This window comes from Pseudomonas fluorescens Q2-87 (genome assembly GCF_000281895.1).
GTDB classification, from domain to species: Bacteria; Pseudomonadota; Gammaproteobacteria; order Pseudomonadales; family Pseudomonadaceae; genus Aquipseudomonas; species Aquipseudomonas fluorescens_S.
The window spans coordinates 3,080,504-3,096,627 of the sequence record NZ_CM001558.1; the positions used below are offsets into that span (position 1 = coordinate 3,080,504).

A 16,124-nucleotide genomic window follows, 5' to 3' on the forward strand; every position below is an offset into this window, starting at 1 on the left:
AACCATGACATCATCCAGGCATTATTTCATTGATGGCTTCACTCCCACCAAGGGACTCCTGGGCGCAGTAGCCTTTCCATATGCACTCAAAGGCGAGGACACGGAGTACACCACGTTCTATACGACCGTCGACGGACAGTGGGCGCAGCAAAAATTCGACTTTGACAGCCGCTCAATCACCTATTTGATACAGGGCGAATATCGAGCATGGTGGATACTCGGAAAGCGCGGAGAAGTGGTTGAGATCAAACAGGGAACCCCCTCCTTCGAGTTGATCGCTGACGCAGGGACCGGCGGCGAGAAATTAGGTTACATGAACAAAATTACCGTTATCGACGGGGAACTACACGCCTGTGGCTATAGCCGGCAGGTGTACCGTCGAAGTAATGGGATATGGGCGCATATGGACCAGGGGCTGATCTATATCGGCACAGAAGATGGCATAAGCCTGGAATCCATGGCGGGCCATTCCAAAAGTGACATTCATGCCGTTGGCAATGCGGGTGAGATATGGTTTTTTGATGGCTCACTCTGGAGGCAATGCGATAGTCCAACGAACGTCGATCTGAATGAAGTGGCGACGTTCGACCAGGACAAGTACATCGCATGTGGCGATGATGGGGTGATATTAGTCGGATCGAAAGATTGTTGGAAAGTTATCCAGAATGATGAAGTCGAAGGTGACCTATGGGGGGCTGTTTCCTTTCAAGATGTACTTTATGTCGCCGGATTCGAAGGGATAGGCGTCATAGATAACAATCAGGTGAAAAAACTCGCCATCCCAGGCGTGAAGAAAATGGATGGTTATCGCCTTCGGACATGTGGCGATTATCTATGGTCCATTGGTAACGATCAGATAATGCGATTTGACGGGACTCACTGGGCAGAAATCATTTGCCCTGACAATATATGAAACCCGTTTGCGCATGCGAGGGTGAAATTATCGCCCCTACTCAGGGATGGTCCCTCGGAGTTATTCTGAATTGAACACCGAACTTTCGTTCCTAGTAGACCAACACGCCGAAGAAGCCAGCTTCCTCGCCGTCCTGCGTGACTATGCCCTACGCGCACCGCACTACGACATCGAGCACCTCGACAACCTCGATAACCGCCTCGACGCCCACCTCGACGGCTTGCGAATCGCCGAACACACAGGTCTTGAAACGCTGCTGTCCCAACTCGGTCCACACGCCATCGGCGAGATGTTCGCCAGTGTGGTGCTGGCTTTCGAGGCAGGTAACGCGCAGCTGTTGTCGCGGCTCAGCGAGCACTTGCGAAGCGCTGAGGATACAGAGCGCGGTTATCTGATGGCCTTGGGATGGCTCGACTGGGAGCGGATATCGCCCTGGATCGACCGTATGCTCGCCGCCTCCGATCCGCTGTTCCGACGCCTAGGCTTGGCTGCCTGCGGGATGCATCGGCGCGATCCAGGTTCTGCCCTGCCGACCGAGCTGTCCCTGGCCGACCCCTGCGTGATGGCGCGTGCCGCAAGAACTGTCGGCGAACTGCGCCGGCGTGACCTGCTGCCGATACTTCGGACCCACCGCCTGCACCCGGATGCGCCCACGCGCTTCTGGGTCAATTGGGCCGCCGCGCAGATGGGCGACGAACAAGCACTGGAACCGCTGCGCCAGTTCGCCGAGCAGCCAGGAGCGTTCCAATATCGTGCGCTCGGCGTGTCGTTGGCTTGGCAACAGCGTGAGGCCAGCATCGCCTGGATACGCCAGTTGGTACAAAATCCGGCGCAGCGGCGCAGCGGCATCCAGGCACTGGGGCTGCTGGGCGATCCGGTCTGTGTGCCCTGGCTGATTCAGCAGATGAGCGACCTTCCCTGCTCACGGGTCGCCGGTGAAGCCTTCAGCCTGATCACCGGAGCTGACCTTGCGCTGCTCGATCTGGAATTGCGCGATCTGCCGGATTTCGATGCCGGGCCGAATGACGATCCTGAGGATCCCAATGTTGCCATGGACCCTGATGAGGACCTGCCCTGGCCCGACCCGCAGGCGATCGAAGTCTGGTGGCGGGGCCATGGCGCGGATTTCCAGGCAGGCACCGGCTATGTGCTGGGTTTAGCGCAGAGCGAACGCAGTTTTCAGCTGGCCCTTGTCCACGGCCAGCAACGCCAGCGCATCGCTGCCGCCTGCGGCATCGCGCGCTTTCGGCCAAACGAGGTGTTGTTCCCCACCAGTGCACCGGCCTGGCGGCAAAAGAAGTGGCTTGAAGCGAGGCACACGCATCCATAACGCCAATCAGAGCGGCCTCAGAACGGTCGCTGGGCGTCGGGTGGAAACCTGCTGAACCGCCAGGCTCGACGGTTTATTCGCACGATCAGGCAATCATCCGCCTGGATTGTGCAAATCACCCCATCGATTGCTTTCTATAGTTAACCAGAGCCAAACCATCTGGAGCTGGTCCCTTATGAGCGCCCTCAACATAAACGGCCGCGATTACACGGTCGACGTAGACCCCACTACCCCAATCCTCTGGACCCTGCGCGACACGCTGGGCATGACCGGTACCAAGTTCGGCTGCGGTGCGGCGCTGTGTGGCGCGTGTACCGTGCACCTGGACGGCCAGGCCATTCGCTCCTGTGTAACACCGATTGCCGCCGCTGAAGGCAAGAAGATCACCACCATCGAAGCGGCCACCGACGGCAGCGACCCGGTTGGCAGCGCTGTGCATGAAGCCTGGGTCAAGCACGACGTGGCGCAATGTGGCTACTGCCAGAGCGGCCAGATCATGAGCGCGACCGCATTCCTCAAGGCCCAGCCCAAGGGCAAGCAACCTACGGTGGCCGAAATCGACTCGGCCATGGCCGGCAATATTTGCCGCTGTGGCACCTATGCCCGTATCCGCGCTGCGGTGGCCGATGCCGCCAAAGCCCTTGCCTGATCGGAGCTCGCCATGTTGAACGAGATTTTCCCCCAAGAAACGCCGCGCGCCTTGCAACAGATGCTTGAGCGCGATGCTGGTGACGGCCCCGCTACGCTGGCCCGCCGCAGTTTCCTGAAGATCGTCGGTATCGGTGGGCTGGCGCTAGGCGCCTTTCCTCACTTGGCCCTGGCACAGCAGGCCGGCGATGGCCAGGCAGTGCTCAAGCCGACCCAGCAACCCGCGGCTTTCGTACAGATCACACCCAGTGGCGAAGTCACCGTAACGATCAACCGCCTGGAGTTCGGCCAAGGCGTACAGACTGCCTTGCCGATGATTCTCGCCGAAGAGCTGGATGCCGACTGGAGCCTGGTGCGCACGCGCAACGGCAGCAATGACGCCGCCTACATGGACCCCAGCTTCGGCATCCACCTCACCGGCGGCTCCAATTCGATCAAGAATAGCTACACCCAGTACCGCGAACTCGGTGCCCGCGCTCGCGCCATGTTGCTGGCGGCCGCCGCGGCGCGCTGGAACGTCGACGTCGCGAGCCTGACCACCGAGGCCGGCAAAGTCCTGGGCCCAGGGGGACGGCAAGCGAGCTACGGAGAACTGGCCGAAGCCGCGATGGCGATGCCGGTGCCCGAACAGGTCACGCTCAAGGACCCCAAGGATTTTCGCATCATCGGCCAGGCCACCACCCGCATCGATGCCAAGGCCAAGAGCAGTGGCCGGCAGGATTTCGGCATTGACATGCACCTGCCGGGGCAGCTCACGGCCGTTGTTGCCCGCCCACCGGTGTTCGGTGCCAGGATCGCTTCTTTGGATGACAGTGCCGCTCGCGCGGCCAAAGGCGTGAAAGCGGTGTTTCGTGTGCCGCTGGACCGTGGCGCTGAAGGCGTGGCTGTCGTCGCCGAAAGCTATTGGCAAGCCAAGACGGCCCGCGATGCGCTGAAAGTGGAATGGGACGTGAGCCGCGTCGAAAAAGTCGACAGCGATAAACAACTGCTCCAGTACCGGGAACTGGCCGACCAGCCTGGCCCGCTTCACTTCGATGCCGACATGGCGCCCCTTGCCACTGCGCCCCATCGTCTGGACGCCGAGTTTCTCTTCCCCTATCTGGCCCATGCGCCCATGGAGCCGTTGAACTGTACGGTGCAGCTGGCCGAGGATGGCGCTCAGCTGTGGGTCGGCACCCAGTTTCCGGGAGGTGACGGCGCGGCCGCCGCCAAAGTGTTGGGCCTCAAGCCCGAACAGGTCCAGGTGAACGTGCAGACCGCCGGCGGCGGCTTCGGGCGGCGTGGCGTGCCCACCAACGACTTTGCGGTGCTCGCGTGCGAGGTGGCCAAGGGCGCCCGCGCGGCCGGGTTCAATGCCCCCGTGCGCACGCTTTGGAGCCGGGAAGACGACATCAAGGGCGGCTATTACCGGCCCATGCATTTGCACCGCGCACGCATCGGTTTCGATGACAGCGGCAAGGTCCTTGCCTGGGATCACGCCCTGGTCGGGCAATCGATTATCACCGGCACCGTGTTCGGCGGTCGTGTGAAGAACGGCATCGACCCTACCGCCACCGAAGGCTTGCGCGATCCTTATCCGCTGCCGATGCGCCTGACGGTTCATCATCCCGAACTCAACGTCCCTGTGTTGTGGTGGCGCAGCGTGGGCTCCACCCACACGGCGTTCGTCATGGAGACGCTGATCGATGAGATCGCCCGGACAACCCAGCAAGATCCGGTGGCCTACCGGATGAAACTGTTCGGTGATCAAAGCCCTCGCCATCGCGAGGCCCTGCAACTGGCCGTGGACAAGAGCGAATATGGCAAGCGCCAATTGGCGGTGGGCCATGCCTGGGGCGTGGCGGTGCACGAGTCGTTCAGTTCAGTGGTGGCGTATGTCGTCGAGGCCTCGGTGCAGGACGGACGTCCGGTGCTGCATCAGGTCACCGCCGGCGTTCACTGCAACCTGGTCGTCAACCCGCGCAGCGTGGAAGCCCAAGTACAAGGTGCGGCGCTGATGGGCTTGTCCATGTGCTTGCCGGGGGGCGCCATCACGTTGAAGGACGGCGTCGTGCAGCAAAGCAACTTTGCCGACTTCAGCGTGCCGCGTATCACCGACATGCCGGCGTTTGCCGTGCACATCGTACCCAGCGCCGAACCGCCGACCGGAATGGGCGAACCCGGCCTGCCGGCACTGGCCCCGGCTTTTGCCAACGCCATTGCCAGCCTGACGGGCAAGCCGATACGGCAACTGCCCTTCAAGCTGGCGTGATGATTTGGCCTGGCATCGGCCTTTGGTACGCCGTCAGAGATGATCGGCGTCCATCACAGCCTGGGCGAATGCCTGCGGGGCCTCCTGCGGCAGGTTGTGGCCGACGCCGCCATCGATCAGCCGATGCTCGTAATGGCCGCTGAAACGCTTGGCATAAGCCTCGGCTGGCGGATGCGGCGCGCCATTGGCATCGCCTTCCAAAGTGATGGTGGGCACGCTGATGGCTGGGAACGTCGCGAGCTTTTTCTCCAGCGCGGCGTATTTGGCTTCGCCCTTGACCAGGCCCAGGCGCCAGCGATAGTTGAAGACGGTCACGGCAACATGGTCGGGGTTCTGCAACGCAGCGGCGCTGCGATCATAGGTCGCGTCATCGAAATTCCACTTCGGTGAAGCCAGTTTCCAGATCAGCTTGGCGAAGTCATGGGTGTTTTTCTGATAGCCCAACTGGCCGCGCTCTGTCGCAAAGTAGAACTGATACCACCACTGCAATTCGGCGGCGGGCGGCAGTGGCGCCTTGCCCGCTTCCTGGCTGCCGATCAGGTAACCGCTCACCGCCACCAGTGCTTTCACCCGTTCCGGCCAGAGCGCCGCGACGATGTCTGCGGTGCGTGCGCCCCAGTCGTAACCGCCGAGCACGGCTTGCTTGATGTTCAAGGCATCCATGAAGTCGACGAGGTCGCTGGCCAGCGCGGAAGGCTGGCCGTTGCGCAGGGTCTTGGCCGACAGGAAACGCGTCTCGCCATAGCCGCGGGCATACGGAATCAACACCCGATAACCCTTCTCGGCCAGGGCCGGTGCGACGTCGGCGTAGCTGTGGATGTCGTAGGGCCAACCGTGCAACAGGATCACCACCGGCCCGTCGGCCGGTCCGACTTCAGCGTAGGCCACGTCCAGCAGGCCGGCCTTGACGTGCTTGAGTGGGCCGAACGAGGTGTGACTGCCGGGCGTGACGGTGCCGATGGAGCTTGCGGGCACATCGGCGGCGCTTGCCTGGGACGAGGCCACACCCAAGGCACCCACTTGCATCAAGGCGAATGCCAGGATCGAAGGCGCCAGCAGGCGCCGATGCCGGGGGGTGGGTTTGTGTTGCGACAGCGTCATGTCCATGGTGGATCTCCTTGCGAACGGCGGATGGGCCTGTGAGACGGCTGCTGCTGTCTCGATGGGGCTCATTTCACGCCGTCCAGGTATCCCGGATGTGTCAGCGATTGGCGGTAACCGCAACGTTTCGTGTCTGTCGCGGCGGTTGATACACAGGGATACATTGCGCTTCAAGCCTTGAGTGGGCAGCCAATCCCCGGCATGGGCAACGCTTGGCGCAAACTTTGTTCTATCATGCCGGCATCTCACTTGCTGATCTGATGGAACCACCATGACTTTCGATTTCGACACGGTATTGGAGCGCCAAGGTACCGGTAGCACCAAATGGAGCCGTTACCCGGCCGATGTGCTGCCGATGTGGGTGGCCGATATGGACTTCGCGGCCCCGCCCGCCGTCATCGAGGCACTGCACACGCGCCTCGCTCATCCGATGCTTGGCTACAGCGTGGCCCAGGACGATTTGCGCGCCGCCATCGTGGCCGATCTCTGGAACAAGTACGCCTGGCGCGTCGAACCCCAGCAGATCGTGTTCCTGCCCGGGGTGGAGCCTGGTTTCAACATGGCGCTGCATGCGCTGGTCGAGCCGCAGCAGAACGTCGTGGTGCAGGTGCCTAACTACCCACCGTTGCGTCATGCCCCGGGCCACTGGGGGTTGAATAAAGTCGAGTTGCCGTTCAATCCGATTGACGGCGCCTTCCAAACGCCACTGGCCGAGTTGCGTGAAGCCTTGCAGGGCGGCGGCGCGTTGCTGCTGAGCAATCCTCACAACCCGCTAGGCAAGGTCTTCGACCGCGAAGAGCTCAAGGCCGTGGCGGACATTTGCCTGGAGCAGAATGCCTGGATCATCTCCGACGAGATCCATGCCGAGCTGTGTTTCGACGGCCGAGTGCACATCCCCACCGCCTCCCTCAGCCCGGAAATTGCCGCGCGTACCATCACCCTGATGTCCGCCAGCAAGGCCTATAACATCGCCGGTTTGAAAACCTCGTTCGCGATTATCCAGGATGCCAAGGTGCGCGAGCGGGTCAACGGCGCCCGTGCAGGCATGGTCGACAGCGTCAATGCCCTGGGCCTGGAAGCGACCCGTGCGGCCTACAGCGAAGCCGGACCGTGGCTCGACGCCTTGAAGGCCTACCTGCAAGCCAACCGCGATTATTTGGTCGAAGCGGTGAACACTCGCCTACCGGGCATCAGCATGACCGTGCCGCAAGGCACTTACCTGGCCTGGCTGGATTGCTCAGCCTTGGGATTGGAAAACCCTCAGGGATTTTTCCTGAAGGAAGCCAAGGTCGGCCTCAGCGCCGGGCTGGATTTTGGCGACGACGCTGGGCAGTTCGTGCGCCTGAACTTCGGCTGCCCGCGGGCGTTGCTGGAGGAAGGGATTGCGCGGATGGAGCGCAGCCTGAAGGCCCGACGCTAAGTCACTGACCACCCCCCCCTGTGGCGAGGGAGCTTGCTCCCGCTGGGGCGCGAAGCGGCCCCAAACCAGAGCATGCGGTGTATCTGAACGACCGAGTCGGCTGAATTAAGGGCCGCTTCGCGCCCCAGCGGGAGCAAGCTCCCTCGCCACACATAAAGTTCATTCATGCATCCCCGGCGCATGAACAAAACACAGCTAGTTCCCCTCCGGATCGCGGCAATAGGCACCGAAATACCCCTCGCAATATTGCGGTCGCAGGCCTGGCGCACCTTCATCGAAGCCGCCCAGGGCAATGGCCTGTTCCCAGGCCGCGCGCACGGTCTCGGGGGAGTCGGCGGCGAAGCTCACTTGCATGCCGTTGCCCCAGGTAGCGGGCAAGCCATTAAAAGGCAATTGGACGAACACTTGCGGCCAGCGCTTGCCCGGTTGCTGCCAGCCCTCCCCCGGCGGCCCCGAGTCATTTTCGCTCGCCATGCGCACCAACCCCAGGCATCCCAGCACCGCATCATAAAAAGCGACCATTTTCGGCAGGTCGCGCGCGCCGATTTGTATATGGCTGAACATTGTCCCGCTCCTTATCGAATTGAGTATTGGATTGGAAATACAGCCGCGCCGGACGTTCGCCCCTGCCGACGACTCAGCGACGAAACGCCACCATCACGCTCATCGACCGGCTGGAAAATCCAACCGAACTCTGCCCAAAAAACCACAGTCCACCCTCCATCTCAACCACATTGAGCATGGAGAACGACAATGGCCGATTACCCTTTTCCACCCTTTCCGAAACAAAGCCAGCCCGTGCCTGGGTCGCAGCAGAAGATGGATCCCTACCCGGACTGTGGCGAACAGAGCTACACCGGTTCCGGACGCCTGGCCAACAAGATAGCCCTGATCACCGGCGCCGACAGTGGCATCGGGCGCGCGGTGGCCATTGCCTTCGCCCGTGAAGGCGCGGATGTGGCGATCGCCTACCTGGATGAACATGAAGACGCCAAGGAAACCGCCCGCTGGGTCGAACAGGCCGGCCGCCAGTGCCTGCTGTTGCCCGGTGATCTGGCCGACAAGGCCCAATGCAGCAAAATCGTCGAGCAAACCGTCTCGCGCTTCGAGCGCATCGACGTGCTGGTCAATAATGCTGCCTTCCAGATGACCCATGAGCGCCTGGAGGACATTCCGGACGAAGAATGGGTGCGCACCTTCGATATCAACATCACGGCGATGTTCAGGATCTGCCAGGCCGCTGTGCCGCACATGAAGCCGGGCGGCTCGATCATCAACACCAGTTCGGTCAATTCCGACATGCCCAAGCCCACGTTGCTGGCCTATGCCACCACCAAGGGCGCCATCGCCAACTTCACCGGCGGCCTGGCGCAGATGCTCGGGCCCAAGGGCATCCGGGCCAACAGCGTGGCGCCGGGACCGATCTGGACGCCGCTGATCGTGGCGACCATGCCCGAGGAAGAAGTACAGAATTTCGGCTCCCAGACGCCCCTCGGCCGTCCCGGTCAACCGGTGGAAGTGGCACCGATCTATGTGCTGCTGGCTTCGGATGAGTCCAGCTACATCTCCGGGTCGCGGTATGGGGTTACGGGCGGTAAGCCGATGCTTTAACGATCTCCATGTGGGAGCGAGCCTGCTCGCGAAAGCGGTGGGTCAGCTTGCATCGCTATTGGATGTTCCGACGCCTTCGCGAGCAAGTCCGCTCCCACAGTGGAGGTGTGTTCGTTCACAAGATCCATGTCCAACACACAAACCCTGTGGGAGCGGGCTTGCTCGCGAAAGCGGTGGGTCAGCTTGCATCGCTATTGGATGTTCCGACGCCTTCGCGAGCAAGCCCGCTCCCACAGTGGAGGTGTGTCGTTCACAAGATCCATGTTCCACACACAACCCTGCGGTGCTCAGGGTTTGTCGTTGGCGATCACCGAAATCTTTCCGTTACGCTCGATAATCGCAAACTTGATCTGGTCCAGGGTCTCGATGCCCTGGCTGGAGCGTGCCGCTTCCATGATGTCGGCTTCCACCAGCCGGGCGTGGCGCATGCGGGCCTCAAGGATCCGGCCGTTTTCGACAATGATGGTGGGCTCCCCGTCGATCAACTGCAAAACCCAGGTCGACCGTTGCTTGAGCAATGAAAAACCGATGTCGATGGCAATCAGGGTGACGATCACCATCAGCGAGTTGGTCATGGAAAAATCGTCCCCCAGCAGCGCTTGCTGGGTGGCCTCGCCGATGATCATCAGCAGTACGAAGTCGAAGGTGGTGAGCTCCGCCAACGAGCGGCGCCCGGCGATCTTGAACAACACCATCAACGCCATGTACATCGCGGCGGCCCGCAACACCGAGTCCATACGTCACCCTATGGGAAAATGAATTGATCGAAACTCACCGCAGCCCCACCAGGCGCGGTGATGCGGCTGCTGTAGAGCCCCAGCCCCTCGGCCAGCAGCGACAAATGCAGGCTGGCGTGCCCTTGGGCATCGGCCTGGATCCAAACCCGCATGCCCTGCCCGGCGCTCGCCGAACGCAAGGGCTGAGGCTGCAGCGTCTGCACATCAAAGCCGTCCAGCCACTCACCGCCCAGTTCAATCTCCAGCACGGCGTTGGGCTGGCCCCTGAGGTGGACGATCATCGGGTTGGTGGAGCCGTTTCGATGGAACATCTCGTATTCGACGTCGAGACGGCCATCGCTGCTGTGCGCCTCACGGGAACTCAATGGGCCGCGGGAAAACAATCCAAGCAAAGTCAGGATCACCAACAGGACCAAGATGTACCAGCCCACCCGCTCGAAACGCCAGGCCTTGAGCTGGAACGCCATGTCTTCGCGCACCGGAAATTCTCGGTTGCGAAACTCCTCGGGGTCGCTGTACTGGGTCATCTGGGCCCCCTACCTGTATTCACCGGCCAAGGCACGTTGATGAAAATGCGGCAGTTGAGCCAGGGCATGTTCGGCAGCCCACAATTGCACTTGGCTGCGACTGCCGAAGAAGCGTTCCTGGCGACTGAACAGCGCCCGACGGCCATTCACATCGAAGGCCCAGGCAAAGCACACCGTGCCGGCGGGTATGCCGTCCATGTCGTCCGGCCCGAGGATGCCAGTGGTGGCCACCGCGACGTTGGCATTGGCGTCATGCAGGGCGCCGATGGCCATTTCTTCGGCCACTTCACGGCTGGTGAGGTTAAAGGTTTCGATGGTCCGTGGATTGACCCCAAGCAAGCGCTGTTTTGCCTCCGGGGAATAGACCACATAACCACTTTCGATCATTGAACCGCTGCCCGGCACTTCGGCCACCAAGGTCACGATTTGCCCGGCGGTACAGGATTCGGCGGTGGTCAGGCGCAAGTCGTGTTCACGCAGGTAATCCACCAGGGAATAAGCGATGGTCATGGTCACAGGTTCCTTTCATGGTGCTGTTGGGTTGACCCCCGCCGTCCCGATTCATTCCCTTTATCGCACCGCTGCCCGTGTAGCCAAATAAATGAAACCCCTGCCAGTTCCCGTACCTCAAAAACATAGGGCCTCATGCAGAGGCCGTCTGGATCAGGAGGTCGTCATGTCCGCACCTATCGTCAAATTGTTTACGCACCCCGAATTCGCCTGGAAGGACATCCGTGAGCAAGAGCAGGAACATCCGCGGCATTACCTTGCGCACCTGCTGCTGTTGGCACTGATTCCGGCGGTGTGCCTGTTCATCGGCATCACCTGGACCGGTTGGAGCCTGGCGGAAAACGAAACCGTGCGGCTGAGCAGCGCCAGCGCACTGCAATTGTGCGTGCTGTTGTACCTGACCATCGTCGTCGGCGTGGCGCTCATGGGCTTGTTCATCCGCTGGATGTCGCGCGCTTTCGAGACCCGTCCAACCCTCAATCAGTGCATCGGCTTTGCCGCCTACACCGCCACGCCGTATTTCCTCGCCGGTATTTTCGGCCTCTATCCCAGCCGTTGGCTGGCGGTGGCGGTGCTTGCAATCGCCTCTGCCTACTCGACATTCCTGCTGTTCGTCGGGCTGCCGAAGTTCATGGGGCTGAAGAAGGAACAAGGTCTGCTGTATTCGGCTAGCGTATGGGGTGTCGGCTTGCTGGTGCTGGTGACCATCCTGGTGGAAATGATCCTGCTATGGTTCAACGTCTTGCAGCCGGAATATTTACGCGCGCCGATAGGTTGACGCCCCATGAGGTCGCGCAGCGCCAGTCGAACATTGGACGCACGCGATTTCGCATTTCGGACACAACCCGATTATCCTCGGTGTCTTTGCATTCTTGAATCGAGTCGGCTCGCCGGACTGCCTGCCGACCTTAAGGCCAATAATTATGTCGTCTTCCAGCAAACGCTCTCCCAACGTGCCGCAGCGTAGAGAGCTGAGCCCCAGCACACTGGACTTTCCGGTGGTAGGTATTGGCGCCTCGGCGGGCGGTTTGCAGGCCATCAAAACCTTCTTCGAACACATGCCGAAGGACAACGGCATGGCGTTTGTGATCATTCTGCACTTGGCACCCAACCATCAGAGCATTGCCGGCCAGATCATCCAGGAATCGACCAAGATGCCGGTGCTGCAAGTCACCGAGTCGGTCCCGATCCAGAAAAACCACGTCTACGTCATTGCCCCCTCCCAACAATTGCAAATGAATGATGGCTATTTGAGGGTCGCTCCGGCGGAGCCACGCGTAGGGGGGCACGTCGCCATCGATCTGTTTTTTCGCGATCTGGCTGACGTGCACAAGGAACGGGCCTTTTGCCTGGTCTTGTCCGGCACCGGTACCGACGGCGCGGTGGGGCTTTCGCGGATCAAGGAACAGGGCGGCGTGACCATCGCCCAATCGCCGACCGATGCCGAATTCGATGGCATGCCACAAGCGGCCATCGACACCCAGATGGTGGACCTGGTACTGCCGGTGGCGGAAATGCCACAGAAACTCATGGAGCTGTGGCGCAACAGCCAGGCCATCCGCCTGCCAACCGCCAACGACCCGGAAATCCATACCCATCCACCGGCTGACGAACGTGAAGCCGTCGCGGCCGAGCAGGTCTTGCAGGACATCTTGGTGCAACTACGGGCCGGCACCGGGCATGACTTCAAGCACTACAAACGCGCCACCGTGCTGCGGCGCATCGAGCGGCGGATGCAGGTCACCGCCCAGCCGGACTTGCCCAGCTATTACACCTACCTGCAAAACCATCCGGACGAAACCAAGGCCCTGTTGGGCGATCTGCTCATCGGCGTGACCAACTTCTTTCGTGACCGCGAGGCGTTCGAGGCTCTTGAACGCGATGTACTGCCCAACCTGCTCAAGCCGGTCGAACCGGGCGCCACGCCATCGGATGAGATACGCGTCTGGTCGGCCGGCTGCTCGACGGGCGAAGAGGCCTATACCTTGGCGATGCTGCTCAGCGATCAACTGCAACACGACGGCAGTAGCGCCAAGCTGCAAGTGTTCGCCACCGATATCGATGAGCGCGCCATCACGGCGGGCCGCGCCGGGGCCTATCCCGAGGCCATTGTCACCGACGTACCGCCGACCCGCCTGCGCCAGTACTTCCACAAGGATGGTTCGGTCTATCGGGTGCGCAAGGAAATCCGCGAGCGCGTGTTGTTCGCCAAGCACAGCCTGTTGTCCGATCCGCCCTTCTCGCAGATCGACTTGATTGTTTGCCGCAACCTGCTGATCTACCTGGATCGTGAAGTGCAACGGGAAATCCTGCAGATGTTCCATTTCGCCCTGCGCCCCGGTGGCTACTTGTTCCTGGGCTCTTCCGAATCGGCCGACGCCTGCCAGGACCTGTTCACCCCTGTAGACAAACGCAACCGGATATTCCGCGCCAAGTACGGCACCAGCAGCAGCCGCCGTACCCCGACCATGCCCCGTGGTGGCTACATTCGCAGCACCCTGGCCCCCACGCCGCAAATCCTGGTTCCGCGCAAAGTGTCGTTTGCCGATATCCACCTGCGCGCGATCGAGCATGCCGCGCCGCCGAGCATGATCGTCGATGCCAATGCCGAAATCCTGCACATGTCCGAAAGCGCCGGGCACTTTCTGCGGCACGTCGGCGGCGAGATGACGCGCAACCTGCTGACGCTGGTCAACCCACAGTTGCGCCTGGAAGTCCGCACCACGTTGTTCCAGGTGCATCAGAGTGGCCAGGCGGTCAAATCCCGCCAGGTCAGCCTCGAGCGCGACGGCCGTCGCTATCACGTGGACCTGCTGGCCCAGCCCTACCGCGACGAGGAGTCCGATGGGGACTTCGTCCTGGTGATCTTCGAGGAGTCGGAGGTCGACCCCGCCGAACTGCTGGAAACCAGTGCCAGCCAGACTGAAAACCAGGTGCTGTCCAACCTCGAGCGCGAGCTGCAACGTACCAAATTGCAGTTGCAGGACACCATCGAGCAGGCTGAAGTCTCCAGCGAGGAGCTCAAGGCTTCCAACGAAGAAATGCAGGCCATCAACGAGGAGTTGCGCTCGGCCACCGAGGAGCTGGAAACCAGCAAGGAAGAGCTGCAATCGATCAACGAAGAGCTGCTGACGGTCAATTACGAACTCAAGACCAAGGTGGAAGAGACCGACAAGATCAATGATTACCTGACCAACCTGATCGCCTCCACCGACATCGCCACGGTATTCGTCGACCGCAGCATGCGCATCAAGTGGTTCACCCCCCGCGCCACCGAGATTTTCAGCATGTTGCCGGTGGACACCGGGCGTTCGCTGCTGGACATCACCCATCGGCTGGATTACCCGGAGCTGGGCGCGGACGCCACGCAGGTGTTCGAATCGCTGAGCATGATCGAGCGGGAAGTCAGCAGCAAAGACGGCCGCTGGTACATCGCCAGGCTGCTGCCCTACCGCTCCAGCGAGGACCATATCGACGGGACCGTACTGACCTTTATCGACATCACCACGCGCTGGGCCGCCGAAGAAGAGCTGCGCCTGGGAGAGGAACGCATGCGCCTGGTGGCTGAAAGCACCCGGGACTACGCCATTATCCTGCTGGACGAACAGGGTGTGATCAGCAGCTGGAACACCGGCGCCGAGCTTATCTTCGGCTACACCAAGGGCGAAGCCGAGGGCGCCTACTACGATTTCATTTTCTCGACCGAAGACCGTAGCAACGGTGTCCCGGAAACCGAACTGAGCACCGCACGTACCCATGGTCGCTGCGAGGATGAGCGTTGGCACCAGCGCAAGGACGGCAGCAAGTTCTTTTGCAGTGGCGAGGTAACGCTACTCAGCAGTGATCATCTGCAGGGCTACGTGAAGATCGCCCGCGACCTTACCGGTCACAAGCGCATACATGAAGAACAGACCCAGCGGTTGATGGAAACCCAGAACACCAGTCATTTGAAGGACGAGTTTTTCGCGGTCATGTCCCACGAACTCAAGCATCCGCTGAACCTGATCCAGCTCAACGCCGAGTTGCTGCGCCGCCTGCCGGTGACCAAGACCGTCAGTGCAGCGGCGAAGGCCATCAACACCATCTGCGATGCCGTCGCCAGCCAGGCGCGCATCATTGATGACCTGCTGGACGTGGCGCGGGTGCGTACCGGCAAGCTGCGCCTCAAGCGCCAGGCGGTGGACCTGGGCCGGGTGCTGCAGGACATCTATACCGTGGTCATCAACGACAACCACCCCAACAAAGTGTCTTTGGAACTGCCCGAAGGTCCTGGCGGCGAGCTGGTGGTCTATGCCGACCCGACGCGGTTGGAGCAGATCATCTGGAATCTGGTGAACAACGCCGTCAAGTTCACGCCAAGCGGGGGCCGCGTACAACTGGTTGCATGCCGTGAAGGCAACGTCGCGCGACTGGACGTGACCGACTCGGGCGTAGGCATCGCCGCCGAACATCTGAATGAGGTGTTCGACTTGTTCGGCCAGGCCGAAACCCAGCACGCCACCCATCAACGCGAGGGGCTCGGCATTGGTTTGTCGTTGGTCCGACAATTGACCGAGGCCCACGGCGGCAGTATCGAAGTCAAATCCGAAGGGTTGGGCAAGGGCTGCACGTTTATCCTGCGCCTGCCCTTGAGCAAGACCGACGAGGCCGAGGCCAAGCCGTCGAACGCCGATGAGCAGGTCGGACGCTTGCGGGGGCTGACCATCCTGCTGGTGGACGACTCCCCCGACGTGCTGGAGACCCTCAAGCTCCTGCTGGAGATGGAAGATGCCGAGGTCGTTGGCTTCGACCAGCCACTGCAAGCGCTGGAAGCAGCCAAGAATGCACGTTTCGACGTGGTCATTTCCGACTTGGGCATGCCCGTGATGAATGGGCACGAATTGATGCAGGCGCTGCGCGAACTGCCTCACCTCAAAAACGTGCCCGCCATCGCCCTGACCGGCTACGGTGCCTCCGTCGACAAGCAGAAGTCCCGCCAATCGGGGTTCGACCAGCACATCGGCAAGCCGGTGTCCTATGACGAAATGATCGAGACGATCGAGCAGTTGCGGCGCTCTCATGTGAGCTAAGCGCCGC

At 61.2% G+C, this 16,124-nt stretch carries 13 protein-coding genes; 8 read left to right on the forward strand and 5 right to left on the reverse strand.

The genetic code is table 11. From position 1 onward, the window contains the following. Positions 1–4 precede the first annotated feature (4 nt). From PFLQ2_RS28350 to PFLQ2_RS14060, 4 genes are all read left to right on the forward strand, one after another. The gene (locus PFLQ2_RS28350; protein ID WP_003181761.1) at positions 5–913 is read left to right on the forward strand and encodes a hypothetical protein; all 909 of its coding nucleotides are present in this window, start codon (positions 5–7) and stop codon (positions 911–913) included. 46 nt (positions 914–959) lie between these two features. Beyond that, on the forward strand, positions 960–2,243 hold the full coding sequence (locus PFLQ2_RS14070; protein WP_033046023.1) for a TIGR02270 family protein: 1,284 nt from the start codon (positions 960–962) through the stop codon (positions 2,241–2,243). A 175-nt stretch (positions 2,244–2,418) separates the two neighbouring features. Beyond that, a complete protein-coding gene (locus PFLQ2_RS14065) occupies positions 2,419–2,892 on the forward strand; it encodes a (2Fe-2S)-binding protein (protein WP_003181765.1) in 474 nt (157 codons plus the stop codon). A 12-nt stretch (positions 2,893–2,904) separates the two neighbouring features. After that, the gene (locus PFLQ2_RS14060; RefSeq protein WP_003181767.1) at positions 2,905–5,142 is read left to right on the forward strand and encodes a xanthine dehydrogenase family protein molybdopterin-binding subunit; all 2,238 of its coding nucleotides are present in this window, start codon (positions 2,905–2,907) and stop codon (positions 5,140–5,142) included. A 33-nt stretch (positions 5,143–5,175) separates the two neighbouring features. On the opposite strand, the gene PFLQ2_RS14055 is transcribed toward PFLQ2_RS14060, so the two are convergent. Beyond that, the gene (locus tag PFLQ2_RS14055; RefSeq protein WP_003181769.1) at positions 5,176–6,249 is read right to left on the reverse strand and encodes an alpha/beta fold hydrolase; all 1,074 of its coding nucleotides are present in this window, start codon (positions 6,247–6,249) and stop codon (positions 5,176–5,178) included. 265 nt (positions 6,250–6,514) lie between these two features. Between PFLQ2_RS14055 and PFLQ2_RS14050 the strand changes: the two genes are divergently transcribed. Then, positions 6,515–7,663: a MalY/PatB family protein gene (locus tag PFLQ2_RS14050; protein ID WP_003181771.1), complete on the forward strand. Its 1,149-nt coding sequence runs from the start codon at positions 6,515–6,517 to the stop codon at positions 7,661–7,663. A 195-nt stretch (positions 7,664–7,858) separates the two neighbouring features. Here the strand turns inward: PFLQ2_RS14050 and PFLQ2_RS14045 are convergent, their stop codons facing one another. Next, complete coding sequence (locus tag PFLQ2_RS14045; protein ID WP_003181772.1) at positions 7,859–8,227, reverse strand: VOC family protein; 369 nt, start codon at positions 8,225–8,227, stop codon at positions 7,859–7,861. A gap of 189 nt (positions 8,228–8,416) precedes the next feature. Between PFLQ2_RS14045 and PFLQ2_RS14040 the strand changes: the two genes are divergently transcribed. Beyond that, the gene (locus PFLQ2_RS14040; protein WP_003181773.1) at positions 8,417–9,274 is read left to right on the forward strand and encodes an SDR family oxidoreductase; all 858 of its coding nucleotides are present in this window, start codon (positions 8,417–8,419) and stop codon (positions 9,272–9,274) included. A 287-nt stretch (positions 9,275–9,561) separates the two neighbouring features. Here PFLQ2_RS14040 and PFLQ2_RS14035 read toward each other — a convergent pair whose 3' ends face one another. From PFLQ2_RS14035 to PFLQ2_RS14025, 3 genes are read right to left on the reverse strand one after another with little or no spacing between them, the layout of a single operon-like run. Further along, complete coding sequence (locus PFLQ2_RS14035; protein WP_003181775.1) at positions 9,562–10,011, reverse strand: DUF421 domain-containing protein; 450 nt, start codon at positions 10,009–10,011, stop codon at positions 9,562–9,564. Between the two features lie 8 nt (positions 10,012–10,019). After that, on the reverse strand, positions 10,020–10,538 hold the full coding sequence (locus PFLQ2_RS14030; protein WP_003181777.1) for a hypothetical protein: 519 nt from the start codon (positions 10,536–10,538) through the stop codon (positions 10,020–10,022). Positions 10,539–10,547: 9 nt separating this feature from the next. After that, positions 10,548–11,048 carry a CinA family protein gene (locus tag PFLQ2_RS14025; RefSeq protein ID WP_003181779.1) on the reverse strand — a complete coding sequence of 167 codons (501 nt, stop codon included), beginning with the start codon at positions 11,046–11,048 and terminating at the stop codon, positions 10,548–10,550. Between the two features lie 166 nt (positions 11,049–11,214). On the opposite strand from PFLQ2_RS14025, the gene PFLQ2_RS14020 reads away from it, so the two are divergent. Together PFLQ2_RS14020 and PFLQ2_RS14015 are read left to right on the forward strand one after the other, a co-directional pair. Beyond that, positions 11,215–11,826, forward strand: coding sequence for a Yip1 family protein (locus tag PFLQ2_RS14020; RefSeq protein ID WP_003181781.1), 612 nt, complete (start codon positions 11,215–11,217; stop codon positions 11,824–11,826). A gap of 145 nt (positions 11,827–11,971) precedes the next feature. Continuing rightward, on the forward strand, positions 11,972–16,117 hold the full coding sequence (locus PFLQ2_RS14015; protein ID WP_003181783.1) for a CheR family methyltransferase: 4,146 nt from the start codon (positions 11,972–11,974) through the stop codon (positions 16,115–16,117). Positions 16,118–16,124: the final 7 nt, after the last annotated feature.

Excerpts from the sequence above, each read along its gene's own strand:
- PFLQ2_RS28350 (WP_003181761.1), top strand. The coding sequence starts at position 5 with ATGACATCATCCAGGCATTATTTCATTGATGGCTTCACTCCCACCAAG.
- PFLQ2_RS14070 (WP_033046023.1), top strand. The coding sequence starts at position 960 with ATGGTCCCTCGGAGTTATTCTGAATTGAACACCGAACTTTCGTTCCTA.
- PFLQ2_RS14065 (WP_003181765.1), top strand. The coding sequence starts at position 2,419 with ATGAGCGCCCTCAACATAAACGGCCGCGATTACACGGTCGACGTAGAC.
- PFLQ2_RS14060 (WP_003181767.1), top strand. The coding sequence starts at position 2,905 with ATGTTGAACGAGATTTTCCCCCAAGAAACGCCGCGCGCCTTGCAACAG.
- PFLQ2_RS14055 (WP_003181769.1), bottom strand. The coding sequence starts at position 6,249 with ATGGACATGACGCTGTCGCAACACAAACCCACCCCCCGGCATCGGCGC.
- PFLQ2_RS14050 (WP_003181771.1), top strand. The coding sequence starts at position 6,515 with ATGACTTTCGATTTCGACACGGTATTGGAGCGCCAAGGTACCGGTAGC.
- PFLQ2_RS14045 (WP_003181772.1), bottom strand. The coding sequence starts at position 8,227 with ATGTTCAGCCATATACAAATCGGCGCGCGCGACCTGCCGAAAATGGTC.
- PFLQ2_RS14040 (WP_003181773.1), top strand. The coding sequence starts at position 8,417 with ATGGCCGATTACCCTTTTCCACCCTTTCCGAAACAAAGCCAGCCCGTG.
- PFLQ2_RS14035 (WP_003181775.1), bottom strand. The coding sequence starts at position 10,011 with ATGGACTCGGTGTTGCGGGCCGCCGCGATGTACATGGCGTTGATGGTG.
- PFLQ2_RS14030 (WP_003181777.1), bottom strand. The coding sequence starts at position 10,538 with ATGACCCAGTACAGCGACCCCGAGGAGTTTCGCAACCGAGAATTTCCG.
- PFLQ2_RS14025 (WP_003181779.1), bottom strand. The coding sequence starts at position 11,048 with ATGACCATCGCTTATTCCCTGGTGGATTACCTGCGTGAACACGACTTG.
- PFLQ2_RS14020 (WP_003181781.1), top strand. The coding sequence starts at position 11,215 with ATGTCCGCACCTATCGTCAAATTGTTTACGCACCCCGAATTCGCCTGG.
- PFLQ2_RS14015 (WP_003181783.1), top strand. The coding sequence starts at position 11,972 with ATGTCGTCTTCCAGCAAACGCTCTCCCAACGTGCCGCAGCGTAGAGAG.